This window comes from Undibacterium sp. Di26W, from assembly GCF_049340265.1.
In the GTDB taxonomy this organism is placed as follows: Bacteria; Pseudomonadota; Gammaproteobacteria; order Burkholderiales; family Burkholderiaceae_D; genus Undibacterium.
Genome location: NZ_JBMPOR010000010.1, coordinates 1 through 20,412 on the forward strand (window position 1 = coordinate 1; position 20,412 = coordinate 20,412).

A 20,412-nucleotide genomic window follows, 5' to 3' on the forward strand; every position below is an offset into this window, starting at 1 on the left:
TGTCACCATACGGACAACTTGCAACTTAAAGCCAATCTCAAATGTTCTTCTTTTTGCTTTCATCTCTTTTCCTCAATAAGTGAATTATCCCACCTATCTCGGTGTCCGTTATTATTAGACCACTACAATGTTCCCCTAAGCGAACTGTAAAAGCTGACCATCAAAGTGCATTGACAAGAGTACCAAAAAATTCAGCCAGCACAAAGCCGGCACCCCGTCCAGACAGACAAAATGTCAATTTTTACAGCAAAAGGATACACCCATGGATGGGCATGAACTGGCATTCAGAGGGAAGTCGTCCACAGGCATATAGAAATAGGGAGTGAATGCATCAAGCTACGCGAGGATAACGATGGCCTGGCAGTCAAAAATGGCGATACCGAACCTGCCCACTTTGCGAGCAGGTAGCAACTCAGAGTCAAAGGCGATTTTATGGGATGGAAGTGCCAGTGGCCGGGTGCCACTACCCCACGTCAAGGCTCATGCAAGCTTGCGCATGAGGATCAACAGCAACGGACATGGATAGCAAGCCTCAAGGCTTGCGTGTGCTTTTTCCCTGTGGGTCAACTGTGGTTTCGACTCCGCGTTCTCCGTGCAGATCGGTATCCACCATGCCTTGCTGTAAATCAAGCAAGGCTTGCTTCATGACTTTGCGGGGACGTGTTCTGTCATCAGCGGTTTCGTCCCTTTCGTGCGGCAGCATGGCTTTGCCTCCCTGCTTGGTCATGTCGGGGTCGCGTGCACTGCGATGCTTTTCAGCTTTGCCTTTATAGTTCACGACCAGTCACTCCCTGCTCTACTGCCTGCTGTTCAACTGTAGCTTGTTCGGCAGGTACAAGGAATTTTGGTGGCTGCAAGGGGTCAAAATCATGCCAATTACCCGCAGTAATCGTGCCTTCACCCGTTTCTATCTGGTCAGCGCCAAGACCCCGTAATACAGCGACGACCTCATCTGCCCGCTCTGGCCCACTAACGCTGACTGCTACCATCATGCCGGAATGTCGCACAGCAGCGGCATTTTCTGCGTCGTCTTCGACCTCCCCTTTTTCCTTCATCTGCGACAAGCCGCCGATCAGCGAGCCGACATGTGCTCCCACCAAGGCTCCCAAGGCAGCGCTGACGGGCCCGGCAACAGGAATACCTATCGCCCCCACTGCTGCACCAATTGCACCACCAGCGGTTGCGCCGCCGACGGCGCCGGTACCGGCCTCTGTGGACCCGGGTGATTCATCACGATCACCACCCAGCTTATACATATCATGCTGGCCAGGCGGATTGAGATAGAAGGAACTGATTTCGTTCTCTGAAAAACCAATCGCCACCAACTGGTGTATGGCCTGCTGCACCTGATCCTGCAGCTGCAATCGTCCGGCAATAATGTGTGCCATGCTATTTCCCTATCCTGATTGGTCGAATCCCTGCATTGTCACAAAAAATGTGTGCGATGAAGAACTGCCTGCAGTCAGAATAGTGGTGCAAATAGAGGATATCTGTGCGTTAGCGTACGCTGGTGGTTTTACTTGTATGTACTGTCAGCATCCTATTTCTTCGTTGGAAGTACAGGATGTCATTTCATTGATGAAGATGAAACGGGTCCAAGCATAAAACCCGCCAATATAAAGATTGGTACCAGCAAACTCCAGAACTGCCAGTACATGCAAGCAAACGCACCGCCGATTGCGCCGGAACCAAAAGCCAGCACAGGCCACAGGAATTTATTGATACGTTGACCGATTGCGCCAGCACTGTCAGCCCGCATATAGTCGAGCAAGTCGATCACCAGTTGCGTCACATTACCAGTCATGACGGTAGTGGGGGCAATGTCAGTAAACACCAAGCGGCTGGCGGCATTTTGCACACCCATTGCGGCCGCTCCGGCAATACCTGCACTCAATGCCGCCCAGGTATCAGCCGCCTGTATCGGCTGCGCAATCCAGCCCAGAATCATGAAAGCCAGCAAAAATGCAATTTGCATTCCCAGGACAGGATTCAGGGTTTTCTTATTTTTTTCTTGCAAGCGAATAACCAGCAGTCGCGTCAATGCTACCGCAGCCACGAAAGCAGGAAAAGCCAGGAATTTGATCAATACCCCGTGGCTGGGATGGGCCAGCTCGCTACCTATCAGCACAAAGTTGCCGGTAACATGGGCCGTAAACAAACCAAATAGCGACACAAAACCGACCGTGTCCACATAGCCAGCCACAAAGCCCAACCCTACACCCAGATATTTGTTTTGTTCCATTGGCCATGCCTCAATCGAAATTTTAAGTTTGCCGCAAAACCGGCAACGAATACCGTCCAGGGCCAGCCAAAGCAATGCTGGAAAAAATGGTCAGCAGCAACCAGCCAAATTGGCCTTCAGCGATGCTCCAGTCAGCATGCACCAACAGCATAGACACCAGCAACAGGAAAAGAATGGGCAGACAAGCCAGGCGCGTAAAAAACCCTGCAGCAATCAGTAGCGGGCACACTACTTCAGCAAAAATCGCCAGCGACAAGGTCAAACCCGCACCCAAATGAAAAGGGTCTTCGATATGCTGCAATTCATTACTGAAGTGTAAAAGCTTGGGGATACCATGAACGTACAACAGCAGAAAAGCACCTGCCAGTCTGAGCAGCAGCAATCCTGCATCGGGTGAAGCCTGTTGCAGCAGACTGAGCGTCTTATTCTTGTTCATCACATTGAATCCTGGTTATGACTATTACCGCAGCAGTATTAAAATAAACCGACAACGACATAGCCAGCGCTCATGGCGACCACCAGCAATGCACCGATGGGTGTCGGTGGTGCCGGTGAAGGAATATCTTGCCAACGACAAAAGGCACCGATGGCGAGCCCCAACAAGGCACCGATAATCAGTTCCATGCTATTTCCTTTCTATTGCGTGACCAGCACACAAACCCTTATTGCGGGCGGCCTGAGAAACGGAATAACGATCAACCAGCCAATAACCGCAGCTCATCATAAAAACCAGCAGTGCCCCGCTCAGCACAGGCGGCGAAGGCACCGGGATATGGGTCAGGCGACAGGCAATACCAACGACAAACGACAGTATTAAGCCAATGGCGATTTTAAGATAAGGCATGATTTTTCCTTGATGGATATCAGAACGCAAAGCAACTGCAGCCGAGTACGCCCCAGAACGAAGTCAGTTCGGATACCGGTACGGATGACTTGCGCGCCACATCATGCGCATGCCCATGTACCGAACAGGTACCGCGACATTGATGCGGCAAGGTTGCCTGGGCTTGCTTGTTGCGTGTATTTTTCTGTTGGGGTCGGTAATGACCACCCGTCCTGGCCACGGGTGACCAGTCAGGCAACACGGGCAGCGGTGGTGGGCCAAGTGAGGATAATTCTGCGGCAGCATAGACGATCTTGCCACCAACAATGGTCAAAACAGATTCTATGGCTTTGATATCATCCTCTGGCACGGCAAAGAAATCAGCAGACAGTATCGCCAGGTCAGCCAGTTGACCCACCTTGATCTGGCCTTTTTTTCCCTGTTCATTTGAAAACCAGCTGCTACCCCGGGTCCACAGTTCCATTGCAGTCTCGCGCGGCAAACGGCCTGAAGAGTCATATAAGCGCATACCACCGACAGTGCGGCCGGATACCAGCCAGTATAGCGCCGTCCAGGGATTGTAACTGGCAACGCGGGTCGCATCGGTGCCCGCGCCAACCGGTACACCCATCTCCAGCATCTTGGCGATGGGTGGTGTGGCGAGGGCAGCATCAGCACCGTAGCGCTCGACAAAATACTCGCCCTGAAATGCCATTCTGTGCTGGATGGCGATGCCGCCGCCAAGCGCCTTGACGCGCTCTATATTGCGTTCGGTGATGGTCTCGGCATGGTCGAATATCCAGTGCAGGCCATCAAAAGGAATATCGCGATTGACTTTCTCAAACACATCCAGCATCCGCGAGATCGATTCATCATACGTCGCATGCAGCCGGAAAGGCCAGCGCTGGCTGACAAGGTGGCGCACCACTTTTTCCAGCTCGGCCTCCATGTTCTCAGGCAGATCGGGTCGCGGCTCAAGAAAATCTTCAAAATCGGCAGCGGAAAATACCAGCATTTCGCCCGCACCATTATGGCGGTAAAAGTCGCTACCATCACCCGGCTTGACCATCTGCGTCCATTGCTGAAAATCATCCAGCTCCTGCCCCTTGCGCTGGGTGAACAGATTGTAAGCAATACGGATAGTCAGATGATCGTCTTTGGCCAATTGGTCGACGACGGCATAGTCTTCAGGATAATTTTGGAATCCGCCACCGGCGTCAATCGCACTGGTCAGCCCCAGGCGGTTCAGCTCGCGCATGAATTGCCGTGTCGAATTCACCTGCAGTTCCAAAGGCAGCCTTGGGCCTTTGGCCAGGGTGGCATACAAAATCATGGCATTGGGGCGTGCAATCAGCAAGCCTGTGGGATTGCCGGCAGCGTCACGCTGTATCTCGCCACCTGGTGGATTGGGCGTATCTTTGGTGTAGCCAACCGCATTCAGTGCCGCACGATTCAACAAGGCACGGTCATACAGGTGCAGGATAAAAACCGGCGTATCCGGTGCCGCCGCATTGATTTCTTCCAGTGTAGGCATGCGCTTTTCAGCGAACTGGAATTCGGTCCAGCCACCAACCACGCGCACCCATTGAGGATGCGGTGTACGTTCAGCCTGCTGTTTGAGCATGCGCAAGGCGTCTGCCAGCGAGGGCACGCCTTCCCAGCGCAACTCCAGGTTATAGTTCAGGCCGCCACGAATCAGGTGTATATGGGAATCGTTGAGCCCCGGGATACCCGTACGCCGTTCCAGGCTGATGATTTGCGTGTCGGCACCACGGTGCTGCATCACATCTTCTGCTTCACCTACCGCCAGGAACTTGCCATCCTTGATGGCAACGGCACTTGCCAGGGGTTGAGTACGATCTACGGTATGGAAACGGCCGTTGTACAAAATCAGGTCGGCATGCATGCGAACTCCTTGGAATGGTTCTAAAAACAGAATGTACAAACACTGCGATGAAAATTATTCTGACAGACAACTGGCGACCCTTTGCTGTGCGCTTAAGCTATTTTTAAATTAGCAGGTTTACACAACTAAGCAGGCCCGGGCAACTGGATAGCCGGGCCTGCTTATTGTCCGATTGTCCAATGATCTGATGATCTGATGATCAGGTCACCGGACTAATGCGCTTCACTGGCATTAAACATGGTTTTGGCATAAATCAGACCAAGGCCATAACCGCCACCGTGCGCGATAGAGGTGGCAACGGTCTGGTTATACGTTTCGCCACGCGCCCAGTCGCGCTGCAACTCAAGCAGGTATTGCAGTGAAGTCATGGGACGCGCACCACCTTGTATCATACGCTCCATGGCGCGCTGATGTGCTTCATCCGATACATCACCGCAAGCATCGGCGATCACATACACTTCAAAACCCTGGTCCAGAGCGGACATCGCCGGGCCAACAATACACACCGCGGTCCAAAGCCCGGCGAGCACGATCTTGCCTTTGCCGATGGCATTGACGCGTTCAGCGATACGGCTATCTTCCCAGGTGTTCATGGTGGTACGGTCAATCACGTTCATATCTGGAAATACCGATTTTATTTCATCAAAAATCGGACCAGAGAAAGATTTTTCTGCCACCGTCGTCAGGATGGTGGACACATTGAATTCCTTGGCAGCCTTGGCAACCAGCGCCGCATTGTTGCGCAGGGAAACTGGATCGATCGATTTGGTGGCAAACGCCATTTGCGACTGATGATCAATCATGATCAGGGTATGGTTGCTAGGATCCAGCAGGGTTTTACCGGGTACGGCTTTGGCGACAGGCATACAATTCTCCTTGATACAGGTCATTAATTAAGGCCGCTGTCTGGCAACAGCCCGCTTGAAATATACATCTATAGGACTTACGCAAAATTGTCCCAGCAAGGCGCGGCGACGAAGACCGTACTTTAGTACGCGGCTCCTAGGAGAGGAGCTGCAATGCAGCTGGGGTGGTTTTGCGTAACTCCTAATCTAATTTTTTAATGCAAGTAGCGCAGCAGCCACCCCCGCGCCATAAGCGTGATCAGCTTTATTGCAATTGTCGATATGGCGTTGCTGTACGGGGCTTGATACCCCCTGCAAAGACCGTGCTGTATTCTCAAACAGCACTTGCTGCTGGGACGGGTTCATCAAACGAAACAGCGCGCCAGGCTGGCTATAATAGTCTTGGTCAAGCCGGTGGTCCCAGTGTGCGGCTGCCCCTTCCAGTGGCAACGCCGGTTCGGCAAATTCTGGCTGCTGTTGCCATTCACCTTTGGAATTCGGTTCATAACCCAAGGTCTTGCCGTAGTTGCCGTCACTGCGCAAGGCACCATCCCGGTGATAGCTGTGAAAAGGACACTTGGGTGCATTCACGGGCACCTGATGATGATTCACACCCAGACGGTAACGTTGCGCATCACCATAAGAAAACAACCTGGATTGCAGCATTTTGTCTGGTGAAAATCCGATACCCGGAACCACATTGGCGGGTGAAAATGCAGCCTGCTCCACATCGGAAAAATAGTTGTCCGGGTTACGATTCAGTTCCATGATGCCAACAGGTATTAATGGATAATCTTTGTGCGGCCAGACCTTGGTCAGATCAAAGGGATTGATATGGTAGCTATTGGCGTCTTTTTCTGGCATGACCTGTACTTGCAATTGCCAGCGTGGGAAATCGCCTTTTTCTATGCTTTCCAACAGATCACGTTGCGCACTTTCCCTATCCCCGGCAATGATGGCTGCGGCCTCAGCGTCGCTCAGGTTTTGTATACCTTGCAAACAGGTGAAATGAAACTTGACCCAATGTCTTTCATTCCTGGCGTTGATCAAGCTAAACGTATGGCTACCAAAACCATGCATGTGACGGTAGCTGGCCGGGATACCGCGTTCACTCATGACGATGGTCACCTGATGCAGCGCCTCAGGCAAGAGCGTCCAGAAATCCCAATTATTTTCAGCACTACGCAAATTGGTATACGGGTCACGCTTGACAGCATGATTCAAATCCGGGAATTTAAGCGGGTCACGCAAGAAAAAGACCGGCGTATTATTGCCCACCAGATCCCAGTTGCCTTCTTCAGTATAAAACTTGATGGCAAAGCCGCGAATATCGCGTTCGGCATCCGCCGCACCGCGCTCACCAGCTACGGTAGAAAAACGGACGAACAGATCCGTCTTCTTGCCCACAGCAGAGAATATTTTCGCCCTGGTGTACTGGCTGATATCATGTGTTACGGTAAATTGACCGAAAGCCCCCGATCCCTTGGCATGCATGCGGCGTTCTGGTATAACTTCGCGGTTGAAATTGGCCAGTTTTTCCAGATGCCAGATATCCTGAATCAGTGCAGGACCACGCGGCCCCGCGGTCTGGATATTCTGGTTATCGACTACCGGTGCGCCGGCAGCAGTTGTAAGTTTTTTCATGACAGGGCTTTCAATTTTGCGGGTCATCAACAGACCATCATTCACTATACAATCCGTCCGGTAGCACAATCACACGTCGTCCGAACAGACGTGCATCCACCGAATAGGCACCCGGCCCTAACAAAGCCAGTGCCAGAGCGGACAGAATCGACGTAGCTGCCGGTATCAATGCAAGATTCCCCATAAACATCAGGACACACGCAAACAGTATCCATAACACTGCGAGGGCCGGGGTCACTACGGCAAGGCAGATCAGGCCCGTCCATACCAACATAACTGTTGCCAGCCAACCTGGCATGCGACTCGCTTCGCAACAGCCGCTATATACCAGCATTTGCAAGCCCATCGCCAAGCGCAGAAAGAGTAAGCCTGTGCCTGGAGCACCGGCAGGAAACATGGAAAACAGTTTTTGCATTTCTTGTACGGCCTATAGCGCTCTTTTGTGTGAAATGATACGGTGCAGGTAAGGGAAATTTACAATCCTGCCCTTGCCTGCATGGTGATCAAAGTGTCACGATCAGGATTTGATGAAGTCCAGCATGTCTTTGTTCAATTGGTCTTTATGTGTATCCGTCAAACCATGTGGTGCACCTTTGTACACCAGCAACTTGGCGTTTTTAACCAGCTTGGCAGAAGCAATACCCGCCACGTTAATGGGCACGATCTGGTCATCATCACCATGCACGATCAGTGTAGGAACAGTGAATTTTTTCAGGTCTTCACGGAAATCAGTTTCTGAAAATGCCTTGATGGAATCATAGGTATTTTTGTGACCAGCCTGCATGCCTTGCGCCCACCAGGAATAAATCAAACCCTGCGAAACCTTGGCACCTGGGCGATTAAAACCGAAGAAAGGGCCGCTGGCGATATTCATGTACAACTGGGCACGATCCGCCAGAGAACCTGCACGGATATCGTCAAACGCCTGTATAGGAACACCATCAGGATTGTCATCTCTCTTGACCATCAGTGGCGGCACGGCAGAAATCAAACCCGCCTTGGCTACGCGCTTGGTGCCGTGACGGCCGATATAACGCGCCACTTCGCCACCGCCGGTAGAGAAGCCAAACAGTACGGCATTTTTTAAATCCAGCAAGTCCATCAGTTGCGCCAGGTCGTCGGCATAATGGTCCATGTCATTGCCACTCCACGGCTGACTGGAACGCCCGTGGCCACGTCGGTCATGGGCGATGCAACGATAACCTTGCGAAGCCAGGAAAATCATTTGTGATTCCCAGCTATCAGAGTTCAGTGGCCAACCGTGGCAAAAAACGATAGGTTGACCAGTGCCCCAGTCTTTGTAATAAATATCAACGCCATCTTTCGTTTTGAATGTACTCACTTTTTTTACTCCAATATGATGTAAAGTTGAAACAGGTTTACTGGCAGCCAGCGCTTGTGCAAAAACACCGCCGGTGGGCAGGCTAAACATTGCTGCGGCGGTCGCTCCCCCAACCAGCAGATGGCGACGCTGTTGATCCACTTCTTGCACGTTCTCTTCAGACTTCATGAATTTTTCTCCCTTTGCATAGAAACAGGTTTAACCTGTGGCATCAGACACAGCTCAATTCAATACCTGCCTGAATGCGCATCATTCGTCCGATTAAAGTGTAGTGTGCATAGGCATGAAAAACATCACCATAAATCTGGGTAGGCGCACTACCCATTCGGGTAGTTTTTGTTCAATGATGTGTATCTTGAAAAAATTTGCCGAAACTTCAGTGCTGCCATCCCAGATGCCGGCGCGCGCAGGCCAGCATAGTGACGAAATAGTTTTTTGATTGTTGTGCGTGTAGTGGTACCTCAAGGCTGACTTCTGTACCCATGCCCTTTGCACTACAGATATACAAGCGGCCACGCAAACGTAAGGCACAATCCCGCATGGTGTTCAGACCGCTTCTGCCCGACCATCCGGATATCGAATGCTGCCCGTCTGGAAAACCAGCTCCGTCGTCGCGTATCTGCAGGCGCAAACCCGAGCAGGCATAGGTCAGTTCTATTTCCACCTTCTGTGCGCCTGCATGCCGGTGGGTATTCGTCAACACCTCTCTGGCGAAGTGATATAAGTCATCGCGCATGGATAAATAGGGCTGTGAATAATCACCAATGACGATCAGAGCGCATTGACAATTCTTTCCGTCGGATAAGACTTGCGCAAGGTCAGCCAGCAATTGCTCAAGATCACAGTCATACTGTGGCAAGAACTGCTGCCCCATCATCTGGTATCGTCCCGGTTCGACTAGTCTTTCCGCATTCTTCAAGATAAGGTCCAATGCGCTTCTGACCGCTTCTTCATCTCTAAAACGAATCGCCATAGCATGCAGTTGCAGCACCAGGCTGTTGACATTTTGCAGCAGACTGTCGTGTGCAGACCTGGTCGTCTGGTTGTTTTCTGTCAAACGCATGACCAAGCGTGATCTGCCCTTACCGCGCTGACAAAGGATGTAGACGATTGCCAGCGAGAGACTGAGAAGGATTAAGCCTGCATGCAACATGAGTGGCCCCGTCAATCCCATGCTGGTGCCAATCATAGCAATGGAATATCCGGGTTTGAACTCCGGTCCCTGATCTTGCTCCCTCTTTACATCAGGGTCTTTTTTCCCTCCCTGACTGCAAGAAAAGACAGGAGCTTTTTCGGGCAGTACACCTCCATAGTTAAGCGCACGCAGTGTGGGCCGCAAATGTGTTTGTGGTCGCGGTATGTTCCTGAACATGGAAATACCGTTTGAGAATACTTCAGCAGTACACCACATCAGCAAACCGGCAAACCATATTTTCATTAAAATCCTATTTCATGAGTCAGAGTGAAATGTCTTGTTTCATAACATGACCCGGCATGGGTCTGGCCGTAGCTGATACTGCATCCCGAACCAGCGTTTTTGCGCTCACCCCTACTGATGAGAAAGTCAGCATGTCATTCAAAAGTCGCGTGTGAAGCATGACAAAGCAGTGTCGTTTCAAATAAAAACCTGCTTCTGTTCTGGCATTCTGCTCGGTTTTTTCTAAAAGTGACAATACCCTTTAGGGTGATTGATAAAGACAAATTTGTAGCAGGACGTAAGCCTGGCAAACCAAATCTTGGAAATAAGTTACTATTCAATTCTCAAATGCAATTTTTTGCATTTACCTGTAACAATTATCATGAAATTCCGCATTTAGCTGGAGAAGCAAACATGGATTCCAGTGCCGCTACGCCCATCAATATCTTGTCGGTAGATGACCATCCGGTTTTTCTGCAGGGGATAGCCAGTTTGATCGAAACACAGCCCGATATGCGGGTGATCGCCCAAGCCAGCAATGGGCAAGAAGCCATTGATTGCTACCGCAGACTGCGTCCTGCCGTTACGCTGATGGATATTCAAATGCCCGTCAAATGCGGCATAGAAGCCACGCGTGAGATCAAGGCGGAATTTCCACAGGCTCGCATCATCGTTCTTACCACTTACGAAGGTGATGCCCGCACTTTAAAAGCCATCAAAGCGGGGGCCGCAGGTTACCTGCTGAAAAGCATGCTGGGGAAAGACTTGCTGGGCACCATTCGCACTATCAATCAGGGGTATAACTGCATCCCATCCAAAATGGCGGCACTCATGGGTTCATCGTCCTCAAACAATACCTTAAGCAAAAGAGAGACCGAAGTTCTGGAACATATCGCCACTGGTAATTCCAACAAGCGCATTGCGATTACCTTGTCCATTTCTGAAGACACCGTCAAAGCACATGTAAAAAACATCCTGTCGAAATTGATGGCCAATGACAGAGCGCATGCGGCAATGATTGCGGTTGAACGCGGCATCATCGACTTAAAAACAGTTGCGCACTAAGAGCCCTGAAGCAGTGCAAGCGCGCCTCCAGTCAACCGGCATTCCCCGGTATAGCCTAATGCAAGTGTTACAGGTCGCACGGGTATATGATCTGACGGGAAAATTCAACAAAACAAGTTGTGAATTATTCTTGCATTTAAATGCGGGGAAAATGCTGATCGTCATCTTGCTCAATCTGATGATGGCGATCGCTCCCATGTCGGTAAGCGCCAGCAATCCAGCTGCATCACCTGCCGTTGCAGCACGCGCCAGACAAGCCAACCCACTGGATATGCACCACACCCGCTGGACGACGAAAGATGGCGCGCCGCCCAATATTATCGCTATGAGCCAGGGCAAAGACGGATGGTTATGGCTGGCATCAACCGATGGCCTGTTCCGCTTTGATGGCGTCAGGTTTGAGCGTTTTCGTCCGGCAGGAACGCAACAGATTTCCACCAATGTCTGGGGCATGCATCAGCTTAAGTCAGGGGCACTCTGGATAGGTTACCGGACAGGTGGGGCAAGCCTGATCGAAAATGGCACAGTACGTAATTTTGGGAATGAAGACGGATTTCCGGACGCAACGGTTTATGATTTTGCAGAAGACCTCATTGGCAGAATTTGGGTAGCAACAAGCCGCGGGCTACGTGTTTTTGACGGTAAAAAGTGGACCATTCCAGCGGACCATTTTCATGCGCCGACAGTAGATTGCACCTTCCTGACTACGGAAAACTCGAGTGTCTGGGCACAATGCGCAACAGGTAGCTTCAAACTAGATCTGGCCAGGGCATCATTCACTCAGGTGCCTGGCCCGGTGGGCATGGGCCGCCTGGTTCAGGATCTAAAGCAGACTATTTGGAGCGTTGGCGGCCCTCAAGGTGAGATTGTCGCTTTGAACAACGATGGTATGGCGGACAAGAAAAAGAATTGGCCCAAACCACGACTCAGCGGAGGAACTATGTTATTCGACCGCGATAGTGAACATTTATGGATTACCCGTGATGACGGCTTAATCAGAACCGATAGTAAAGGAAAGAATGAAGCTTTTGGTGTAGCACAGGGACTAAGTGGTGCCATGCCGAATTACCTGTTGCAAGATAGAGAAGGCAATATTTGGGTAGGTACTGAAAACGGCTTGGACAGATTCAGGCGTAACGCTATTTCTGGCGTCGCGCTACCCCAGATATTCCTTGATAGACCGGCCATTGCTGCCGGTGAAAATGGTGGATTGTGGTTAAGAAAAACACTGCTACTCAAACCAGATCTTGAATCCTTTGCAAATATTCCGACTGAGACAGAGAAAGAAACGGTCGCTTCAATTTGGCGTGAGCGTCCAGATAGCGTCTGGTATGCCACCAGGACTGGATTAACTCATCAGCGGGGCACAATCAGCGAAAAAATTGATCTGCCGCCAGAAATACAATCGCCCGATATTCGCAGCATTGCTATCGATTCCGAGAGTTCATTATGGATATCTTCACGCGGTGTCGGGACATTTCGGCTGAAAGATGGCAAATGGGAAGTTGGAGGAGGCTTTCCAGACCTGAAAAAAAGCACCTATTGTATCTACCGAGACAAGACAGGAAGGCTTTGGTTTAGTTTTATGGGCAGGCGCATGGCCATGCTCAATAAAGGTAAATTGCAATTATATGGTGCCCAAGACGGTTTGAAGGTAGGGAATGTAACGCAGTTTTACGGACATGGCGACGACATGTGGGCAGGTGGTGAAAATGGCTTGTTTCATTTTGACGGCAATACATTCAACCCTGTGATAGGCGATGGTGATGAAAGCTTCCTCGGTATATCAGGCATGTTTGAGCATCAGGGATCACTCTGGCTAAATGGCATGGCAGGTATCACCACTATCGATATGGCTGAGCTTAAAATGGCGTCAAAATACCCACAATACCACGTGCAATTCAAGCGCCTTGATCATCGGGATGGCTTATTAGGAAGTGCCAATCAAAGCTACCCTGTACCCTCAGCGATTGCAGGCACAGATGGGACTCTATGGTTCACCACCACTGCCGGGGTATTCTGGCTGAATGGGGCTCAGGTTAGCAAGAACACCTTGCCGCCACCAGTATCCATACGCAGCATTACCACACCAAACTCAAGCATGCCTTTCATTGAGAATGCGCTGCTTCGTCTGGCCCCACGCCCTTCCCGTCTGGAAATTGCCTACACCGCCTTGAGCCTGACCATGCCAGAGCGCATGCGTTTTCGCTATCAATTGGAAAACGTCGACAGTGACTGGCAAGACGCAGGTAGCAGCCGGACCGCAACGTATACCGACCTTGGCCCTGGTGAATACCGTTTCAAAGTGATTGCTGCAAACAATGATGGTGTCTGGAATACAGAAGGTGCTGCCGTACGGTTCTATATAGAGCCCGCTTTTTATCAAACCTACTGGTTCAGAACATTGATTACCATCATTATATTGGCGGCACTGTTTGGTTTATACAAATGGCGTCGTGCGCAAATTGCCAGCCAGATCTACTCGCGCATAGAAGAACGATTGATGGAACGCGAAAGAATTTCACGCGAATTGCACGACACCATACTGCAAACGGTGCATGCACTGGTCCTGCAAATGCATGTGGCGACACAAAAACTGCCTGCCGCAGAACCTGGGCGGGAAGCCATGGAACGCGCGCTTGATCTGGCCACCAACACGATCAGCGAAGGGCGGGACCGTATCCGCGGCTTGCGATCACGCACAGAAGATCAGCTTGATCTGCTGGCTGTATTGCGTGAAAAAGTGAATGCAGAACAGCTTGGCACCGCAGAACTGGCCACTCAAAATTCTGGCGAGATACGTCGCCTGCATCCTGTCATCTTTGAGGAAGTACTGGCCATCATTTGCGAAGCAATACGCAACGCCTATCAACATTCAGGCGCAAGCCAGATCGAAGTACAAATGAATTATGGCCCGGACGGGATCACCGTCATTGTGCAGGACAATGGCCGGGGCATCCCGCAAGAAATCGCTAATGCAGGCCATCGCGCTGGCCACTGGGGCATGATAGGCATGCAGGAAAGAGCCAAACGCATAGGTGGCGAACTGAGTCTGAAAAGCTCGGGAACAGCGGGCACACGATGGATCTTTTCATTGTGTCCAGAACTTGCTTACGATGGGTATGTTTCTTGATTTTTTTTGCATTAAGGATATCAATCAGCTACAGCATCTTGTCCAGCACACACCTCAAACACACAGGTACGCAACCAGCGATGCGCCGGGTCGGCATCCATGCGCGGATGCCACAGCATGGACACCGTGATGCCATCAGTGGGAAATGGCAGAGCGAAACTAACCATGCCTGCACGCAGATTGCCGGTATGCCGTTCCGGCACAGTCGCTATCAGATCCGATGCACGTGCCAACGCCAGCGCCGCAGAAAAGCCACCAACAGTGGTGACCACATCCCGTTCCAGTCCATATGGTTTCAAGACTTCTGCCATGGGCCCTTTGCTTTGGGCACGCCGAGAAACCAGGACATGTTTGCCGGAAGCGTACATTTCCGGAGTCATCTCAAGCTGACTCAATGGGTGCCCGCTACGCACGACGCCGATGAAGCGATCACGGAACAAGGCACGTGTGCGCACTTCTGGACTGGTCGCATCACCGATCACACCGGTCTCCAGGTCAACGCTGCCATCGCGCAGCAAATTACTGTCTTTATTTAATTTGGGCATGAAGCACAGGCGTACGCCTGGTGCTTCTACACTGATACGGGCGATCAAAGACGGGCCAAAATTTTCTACAAAACCATCGCTGGTACGCAAGGTAAAAGTGTGATGCAACTGACTGAGATTGAGTTTTTCAGCCGGACGCAGTAGCGCTTGCGCATCCTGCACCAGTTGAGCAACTTGCACGCGCAACTCCAGCGCCCGTGGTGTCGGCACCAGGCCGCGCCCTGCCCTGACCAGCAAAGGGTCGCCCGTTGTTTCTCGCAAGCGTGCCAGCGCCCGGCTCATGGCAGAAGGGCTCAAGCTTAACCTTGTAGCCGCACGCGCCACGCTACCCTCTGCGAGTACTGCATCCAGGGTAATCAGCAAGTTCAGATCGGGGGTAAGCATACCGGGATTCTAGCGTGCTTTGATATGACATGGCGTCAAACGCATGAATAAAGTGCAAACCATGCGCCTTCCGCCCTATAAGACGAAAGCTTATGATCAAACCATCATAATGTACGGCTTGGCCAGGAATGACATTCATGTTGAAATCTACTCATACCGCAGACAGTGACACTGCTACAGGCTCGCCCTCAGCACGCTGGGTGCTGGTCAGTCTGTCCCTGTCGATGTTACTTTCTTCGCTGGGTACCAGCATCGCCAATGTGGGCTTACCCACCTTGACCCAGGTTTTCAACGCCTCTTTCCAACAAGTGCAATGGGTGGTACTTGCCTACCTGCTTGCCATCACTACCCTGATCGTCAGTGTCGGCCGCCTGGGTGACCTGATAGGCCGCAGACGCTTGCTGCTGGCTGGCATTGCCCTATTCACCTGCGCCTCTGCCCTGTGCGGCGCGGCCCCCACACTGAGTCTGTTAATCACTGCCCGTGCAGTGCAGGGCCTGGGTGCAGCCATCATGATGGCGCTGACCATGGCCTTTGTCGGTGAAACCGTCAGCAAAAAAAAAACCGGCAGCGCCATGGGCTTGCTGGGTACCATGTCTGCCGTTGGCACAGCCCTTGGCCCATCACTGGGTGGCGTGTTAATCGCAGGACTCAACTGGCGCGCCATTTTCTTTGTCAATGTGCCACTGGGTATAGTAAGTTTCATGCTCGCCCAGCGTTATCTGCCGCCTGATCGCCAGCAACAAAGCAAAACAGGTGCGCGTTTTGACTATATCGGCACACTATTGCTGGCGCTGACGCTATCGGCCTATGCACTTGCCGTGACGCTGGGGCGTGGTCACTTCGGCGTACTGAACCTGGCGCTGTTATTGGCTGCCGTCCTGGGCATGGCCCTGTTTGTGCTGACCGAAGCAAAAGTCAGCTCACCACTGCTACGCATAAGCATGTTCCGTGATCCTGTATTGAGTAGCAGCCTGGGCATGAATGCACTCGTCTCAACGGTGATGATGGCAACGCTGGTGGTAGGGCCTTTCTACCTGACGAGATCGCTAGGTCTCAGCGATGTCATGGTGGGCTTGCTGATGTCGGTTGGTCCCGTCATCTCTGCTTGCAGCGGCATCGTCGCTGGCCGCATTGTTGACCGCATCGGTGCGCAACGCATGGTCATCGCCGGACTGATCGCCATGACCACCGGCGCATTCGCCCTGGCCCTGCTGCCGTCCCTGTTCGGCATAGCTGGTTACGTCGCAGCCATCACCATCCTGACACCCGGCTACCAACTATTCCAGGCCGCCAACAATACCGCCGTCATGCTGGACATACGCCCGGAACAACGCGGCCTCGTCTCCGGCATGCTGAACCTGTCACGCAATCTTGGCCTGATCACCGGCGCATCGTTCATGGGTGCAGTATTTGCGTTTGCGTCGGCAAGTAGCGATATCAGGATGGCTGCGCCTGATGCGATTGCAGATGGTATGCGGGTTACGTTTATGGTGGCGGGGGTGATGGTTGTGGGTGCGCTGGTGATTGCCGGGATTGGGCGCGTGCTTGCGAGACGAGGTTTGGATTCGGGGAATTGACAGGTAATCAAGGGAGCGATCGGGTCAAACTAACGGGATTGCGCCCGTTAGTTTGACCCGATCGCATGCCAATGTCATTCAATGATCCGCCCATGTGACGGAAATTGATGCGATAGTATTTCTTGATCAGTAAGGATGTCACCGTACCAGAGCGTGACTTTCGCAGCACCTACCCCCATGCCCAGTTCACGAAACGCCCTGCCTTCTACCTGGGTAAAGCCGCCTTCAGGATTGCCCAGTGGGTGGATAATGATAGTTGGCGACATGGCCAGACGTGATCCACCCACAAGGCGAGATACAAATGCTTTGATGAGTTGTTGGCCCGCAGTAAAATCAGATACCAGCGAACGGGGATGGGCGAACGGGTTAACAACAAGGGCACCGATTTGGCTTGTCGCAGCAGAGCGCGCCGCCGCACCAACACCTAAAATTTTCTGATCCGGTGCAGCAGTGATTGCCAACTCTGGCACTTCTGAAATGGATTCGCCCGATTTAACATCCCTGACACTTAACTGCTCAGGGGAAATTTGGACGTAGAGAATAGTTGGTTTGATGAAGTCAAACATAATGATTTATTGATGGAGTGAGCTACAAATACCCAGTACAAACTATAAGTTCATAGGCACGCTTAAGTTTACCTTATTGCATTTTCTTGTTAGACATTTTCTTCAGAAAACATGACATTTAAATTTTTCGTTAATTGCTCAGCCTTTGCCAATGATGGCGCATACTTGATCGCCAATTGTGCCGCATCTTTTGCATCTGCAAACCTGCGCAATGCGTGCAGGATGTGAGCATGTGCTACGCAGTTCAACCAATGAACAGGAGCAGCTTGCAATGAAGGCTGTAGCACATCTAAAGCTTCGCTTGCGAGACTCATTTCCAGCAAATGCATTGCCAGAAAATGTCTACATACGATGACGGTAATACCTCCGTCAGCCTCACCACCCTGTAATTGAAGAAATAGCGCTTTCTCGTAATGGCCTCGGGCCTTATCATTTTCACCCGCTTGTGCATGGATGCCTGCCAGTTGTCCATGATAATCGGCCACCATCCAATGATTTGGTTCCGCAAGGACGATAGCTTCATTTGTTTTTTGCAAAGCCAGTTCCAGTTCGGCTTCTTCCCAATGGGCCAAACCCTCCTGGGCTAACCGGCTTGCTTTTGCCTTATCAGCCATTCTCAAGCAAGCCTTTCAACACATCCCGCGAATCAAACGCCGCCCTGCGCAGACGATCATTCACACCTTGCCAGTCCTTGTCTTGCGGCAGTGCTTCAACCAAAATCAGGTCAGCATGTGCATGATCCAGTTCACGCAGGCCAGCATACAGGTCGTGCGCGTAGCCTGCCGGATCGGCGGGCAGGTGGTGCCAGGCTTCGGCCTGGATGGCGGGGTGGGCCTGGTAGCTCATGAGGGCGAGTTTTTTGTTTTTGGCGTGCAGGCGGTTGACGGTGTCGTCCAGTTCTGCAGCTTCAATCAAAATCACTGGTGTATGTGGTGCATAGTGGGCGTCCAGCGTGCCGGATGCGCGTGGGGCTGCAGCGTCCGGGGCGCTGGGCGTTGTGCCTAACACGGTGGCCATTTGGGCGACGGTGATGTGGCCGGGGCGCAGCAGTACCGGGCCGTGGGTGGCCAGGCGGCTGAGGTCAACAATAGTCGATTCTATGCCGACTTCGCTTTGGCCACCGTCGAGTATGCTGGCGATGAGGCCACCGGGTAAAATTTCTTGCTCGAATTCTTCTTCAACGTGAGCAGCCATGGTAGGGCTGACGTGGCCGAATTTATTGGCTGATGGGGCAGCAACGCCGCCCTTACCCGCTTTGAAAGCGCGCAAGAGTTCTTGTGCTACCGGGTGTGATGGGCAGCGTATGCCGACGGTGTCTTGTCCACCAGAGACGGCATCGGGGATATGGTCGGCACGTTTCAAGATCAAGGTCAGCGGACCGGGCCAGAAGGCGGCGATGAGCTGGTATGCCTCTGCGGGGATGTCTTTGGCCCAGTAGCTGATGTCGGCACCGGGGGCGACGTGGACGATGACGGGGTGATTCGACGGGCGGCCTTTGGCGGCGTAGATGTTGGCTACGGCAGTTGGGTTTTCTGCATCCGCACCGAGACCATACACAGTCTCGGTCGGGAAGGCGACCAGTTGGCCGCCTTCCAGTGCTTGCGCTGCTTGCAGAATTACAGCGGGTGTACAAGCCTGGGATTTCATGCCCACTCCGGTGCTGCTATGCCAAGGATGGCGCAGGCTTTACCCAGATTGTCCTGTGCTTCTGCCATGCTGAGTGCGACAAAGGTGATGTGCCCCATCTTGCGAGCGCGGCGGGCTTCTGCCTTGCCGTACAGGTGCAGGTGGGCGCCAGGCAATGCCAGTACGCGATCCCACGCTGGTTCACGCATATTGTCTGTATCACCTTCATACCAGACATCACCCAGGATATTGAGCATGGCGGCGGGTGAATGCTGACGGGTATCGCCCAGTGGCAATTGGGCCAGCGCCCTGACCTGTTGCTGGAACTGGCTGGTGATGCAGGCATCTATCGTGTAATGGCCGCTATTGTGTGGGCGCGGTGCCATTTCATTGACGACCAGGTCGCCATCCTTGAGCACAAAAAATTCTATGCACAGCACACCGACATAAGCCATCTCGGCAATGATGTGCAGGGCGGCAGCTTGAGCCTTGCTGGCGACATCTGCTGACACATGGGTGCTGGGGGCAACGGTGGTGAACAGGATGCCGTCACGGTGGACGTTTTCTGCAATTGGATACACCACTGCTTCGCCATCGACACCACGGGCGACGAGGACGGAAACTTCATATGCCAGCGGCAGCATTTTTTCCAACACGCAGGCCTGGCCGTTCATGCCGGCGAAGGCAGCAGCCAGTTCGGCACGGTCACGCACACGTACCTGGCCTTTGCCGTCGTAACCCATGCGTACCGTCTTCAGGATACCGGGCAAGAGTTCGTCCTTGACACTGGCAACATCATTTTGATTCGCAATGCCCCAGTGCGGTGCCGGATAAACATGCGTAGTCGCGCCACAACGGGTGAAGAAATGTTTTTCTGCGAGACGATCTTGTGCGATGGAAACGCAGGCTGCGGCGGGTGCAACAAAGCTGCTTTGCGCCAGCAGGCTAAGGCTGTCTGCCGGGACGTTTTCAAATTCGGTGGTGACGGCTTTGCTTAACTTGGCCAGTGCCGTCAGACCGGGATGGTTTTCATAGCCAGCCTGGATATGCTGGTCTGCCACTTGCGCAGCTGGGCAGCCTGCTTCGGGTTCCAGCACGACCACCTGGTAACCCATGGCTTGCGCCGCCTGGGCAAACATGCGACCCAATTGACCACCACCCATGATGCCGAGGCAACTGTTTGGGGTATTGGGTAACAAGGGTTGGCGTGGTTGTACGGACTGTGGATGATTGGTCATGGTCGTGAATGTTTTCAAACTTGGCTTGTTTTTGCTGGATGGGACAAAGCAAGGTG

General features: G+C 52.3%; 20 protein-coding genes. 3 read left to right on the forward strand and 17 right to left on the reverse strand.

Annotated features, from left to right (window positions below; translation table 11 throughout):
• Window positions 1-532: 532 nt before the first annotated feature.
• The 12 genes from ACO0LM_RS13530 to ACO0LM_RS13585 form a co-directional block, all read right to left on the reverse strand.
• Window positions 533-778 carry a hypothetical protein gene (locus tag ACO0LM_RS13530; protein WP_423037815.1) on the reverse strand — a complete coding sequence of 82 codons (246 nt, stop codon included), beginning with the start codon at window positions 776-778 and terminating at the stop codon, window positions 533-535.
• A complete protein-coding gene (locus tag ACO0LM_RS13535; protein WP_423037816.1) occupies window positions 768-1,388 on the reverse strand; it encodes a hypothetical protein in 621 nt (206 codons plus the stop codon). Before ACO0LM_RS13535 ends, ACO0LM_RS13530 begins: the two co-directional genes overlap by 11 nt.
• Before the next feature lie 179 nt (window positions 1,389-1,567).
• Window positions 1,568-2,242: a YoaK family protein gene (locus ACO0LM_RS13540; RefSeq protein ID WP_423037817.1), complete on the reverse strand. Its 675-nt coding sequence runs from the start codon at window positions 2,240-2,242 to the stop codon at window positions 1,568-1,570.
• Window positions 2,243-2,264: 22 nt separating this feature from the next.
• Entirely contained in the window at window positions 2,265-2,678 is a 414-nt protein-coding gene (locus ACO0LM_RS13545) for a DoxX family protein (protein ID WP_423037818.1), read from the reverse strand.
• A 38-nt stretch (window positions 2,679-2,716) separates the two neighbouring features.
• A complete protein-coding gene (locus tag ACO0LM_RS13550) occupies window positions 2,717-2,866 on the reverse strand; it encodes a DUF1427 family protein (protein WP_423037819.1) in 150 nt (49 codons plus the stop codon).
• A 1-nt stretch (window position 2,867) separates the two neighbouring features.
• Entirely contained in the window at window positions 2,868-3,086 is a 219-nt protein-coding gene (locus tag ACO0LM_RS13555) for a DUF1427 family protein (protein ID WP_423037820.1), read from the reverse strand.
• A 19-nt stretch (window positions 3,087-3,105) separates the two neighbouring features.
• Window positions 3,106-4,971 (reverse strand): amidohydrolase, encoded by a 1,866-nt coding sequence (locus ACO0LM_RS13560; RefSeq protein ID WP_423037821.1) that lies wholly within the window; start codon window positions 4,969-4,971, stop codon window positions 3,106-3,108.
• A gap of 212 nt (window positions 4,972-5,183) precedes the next feature.
• A complete protein-coding gene (locus tag ACO0LM_RS13565; protein WP_423037822.1) occupies window positions 5,184-5,837 on the reverse strand; it encodes a hydrolase in 654 nt (217 codons plus the stop codon).
• 186 nt (window positions 5,838-6,023) lie between these two features.
• On the reverse strand, window positions 6,024-7,460 hold the full coding sequence (locus ACO0LM_RS13570; protein ID WP_423037823.1) for a catalase: 1,437 nt from the start codon (window positions 7,458-7,460) through the stop codon (window positions 6,024-6,026).
• A 37-nt stretch (window positions 7,461-7,497) separates the two neighbouring features.
• Window positions 7,498-7,875 carry a hypothetical protein gene (locus ACO0LM_RS13575; RefSeq protein WP_423037824.1) on the reverse strand — a complete coding sequence of 126 codons (378 nt, stop codon included), beginning with the start codon at window positions 7,873-7,875 and terminating at the stop codon, window positions 7,498-7,500.
• Window positions 7,876-7,977: 102 nt separating this feature from the next.
• Window positions 7,978-8,970 carry an alpha/beta fold hydrolase gene (locus ACO0LM_RS13580; RefSeq protein ID WP_423037825.1) on the reverse strand — a complete coding sequence of 331 codons (993 nt, stop codon included), beginning with the start codon at window positions 8,968-8,970 and terminating at the stop codon, window positions 7,978-7,980.
• A gap of 208 nt (window positions 8,971-9,178) precedes the next feature.
• Complete coding sequence (locus tag ACO0LM_RS13585) at window positions 9,179-9,991, reverse strand: sensor histidine kinase (RefSeq protein ID WP_423037826.1); 813 nt, start codon at window positions 9,989-9,991, stop codon at window positions 9,179-9,181.
• Window positions 9,992-10,633: 642 nt separating this feature from the next.
• On the opposite strand from ACO0LM_RS13585, the gene ACO0LM_RS13590 reads away from it, so the two are divergent.
• On the forward strand, window positions 10,634-11,284 hold the full coding sequence (locus ACO0LM_RS13590; RefSeq protein ID WP_423037827.1) for a response regulator: 651 nt from the start codon (window positions 10,634-10,636) through the stop codon (window positions 11,282-11,284).
• A gap of 151 nt (window positions 11,285-11,435) precedes the next feature.
• On the forward strand, window positions 11,436-14,417 hold the full coding sequence (locus tag ACO0LM_RS13595) for a two-component regulator propeller domain-containing protein (RefSeq protein WP_423037828.1): 2,982 nt from the start codon (window positions 11,436-11,438) through the stop codon (window positions 14,415-14,417).
• Window positions 14,418-14,437: 20 nt separating this feature from the next.
• Here ACO0LM_RS13595 and ACO0LM_RS13600 read toward each other — a convergent pair whose 3' ends face one another.
• Entirely contained in the window at window positions 14,438-15,346 is a 909-nt protein-coding gene (locus tag ACO0LM_RS13600) for a LysR family transcriptional regulator (protein WP_423037829.1), read from the reverse strand.
• Window positions 15,347-15,483: 137 nt separating this feature from the next.
• Between ACO0LM_RS13600 and ACO0LM_RS13605 the strand changes: the two genes are divergently transcribed.
• Window positions 15,484-16,926 carry an MFS transporter gene (locus ACO0LM_RS13605; protein WP_423037830.1) on the forward strand — a complete coding sequence of 481 codons (1,443 nt, stop codon included), beginning with the start codon at window positions 15,484-15,486 and terminating at the stop codon, window positions 16,924-16,926.
• A 74-nt stretch (window positions 16,927-17,000) separates the two neighbouring features.
• Here ACO0LM_RS13605 and ACO0LM_RS13610 read toward each other — a convergent pair whose 3' ends face one another.
• The 4 genes from ACO0LM_RS13610 to ACO0LM_RS13625 all read right to left on the reverse strand — a co-directional run bounded on the left by ACO0LM_RS13610 (window position 17,001) and on the right by ACO0LM_RS13625 (window position 20,356).
• Window positions 17,001-17,492 carry a rod shape-determining protein MreB gene (locus tag ACO0LM_RS13610; RefSeq protein WP_423037831.1) on the reverse strand — a complete coding sequence of 164 codons (492 nt, stop codon included), beginning with the start codon at window positions 17,490-17,492 and terminating at the stop codon, window positions 17,001-17,003.
• A gap of 89 nt (window positions 17,493-17,581) precedes the next feature.
• The gene (locus ACO0LM_RS13615) at window positions 17,582-18,106 is read right to left on the reverse strand and encodes a hypothetical protein (RefSeq protein WP_423037832.1); all 525 of its coding nucleotides are present in this window, start codon (window positions 18,104-18,106) and stop codon (window positions 17,582-17,584) included.
• Window positions 18,099-19,139 (reverse strand): L-threonylcarbamoyladenylate synthase, encoded by a 1,041-nt coding sequence (locus tag ACO0LM_RS13620; RefSeq protein ID WP_423037833.1) that lies wholly within the window; start codon window positions 19,137-19,139, stop codon window positions 18,099-18,101. Before ACO0LM_RS13620 ends, ACO0LM_RS13615 begins: the two co-directional genes overlap by 8 nt.
• Window positions 19,136-20,356 (reverse strand): 5-(carboxyamino)imidazole ribonucleotide synthase, encoded by a 1,221-nt coding sequence (locus tag ACO0LM_RS13625; protein ID WP_423037834.1) that lies wholly within the window; start codon window positions 20,354-20,356, stop codon window positions 19,136-19,138. The genes ACO0LM_RS13620 and ACO0LM_RS13625 overlap by 4 nt, the downstream gene beginning before the upstream one ends.
• Between the last annotated feature and the right edge of the window lie 56 nt (window positions 20,357-20,412).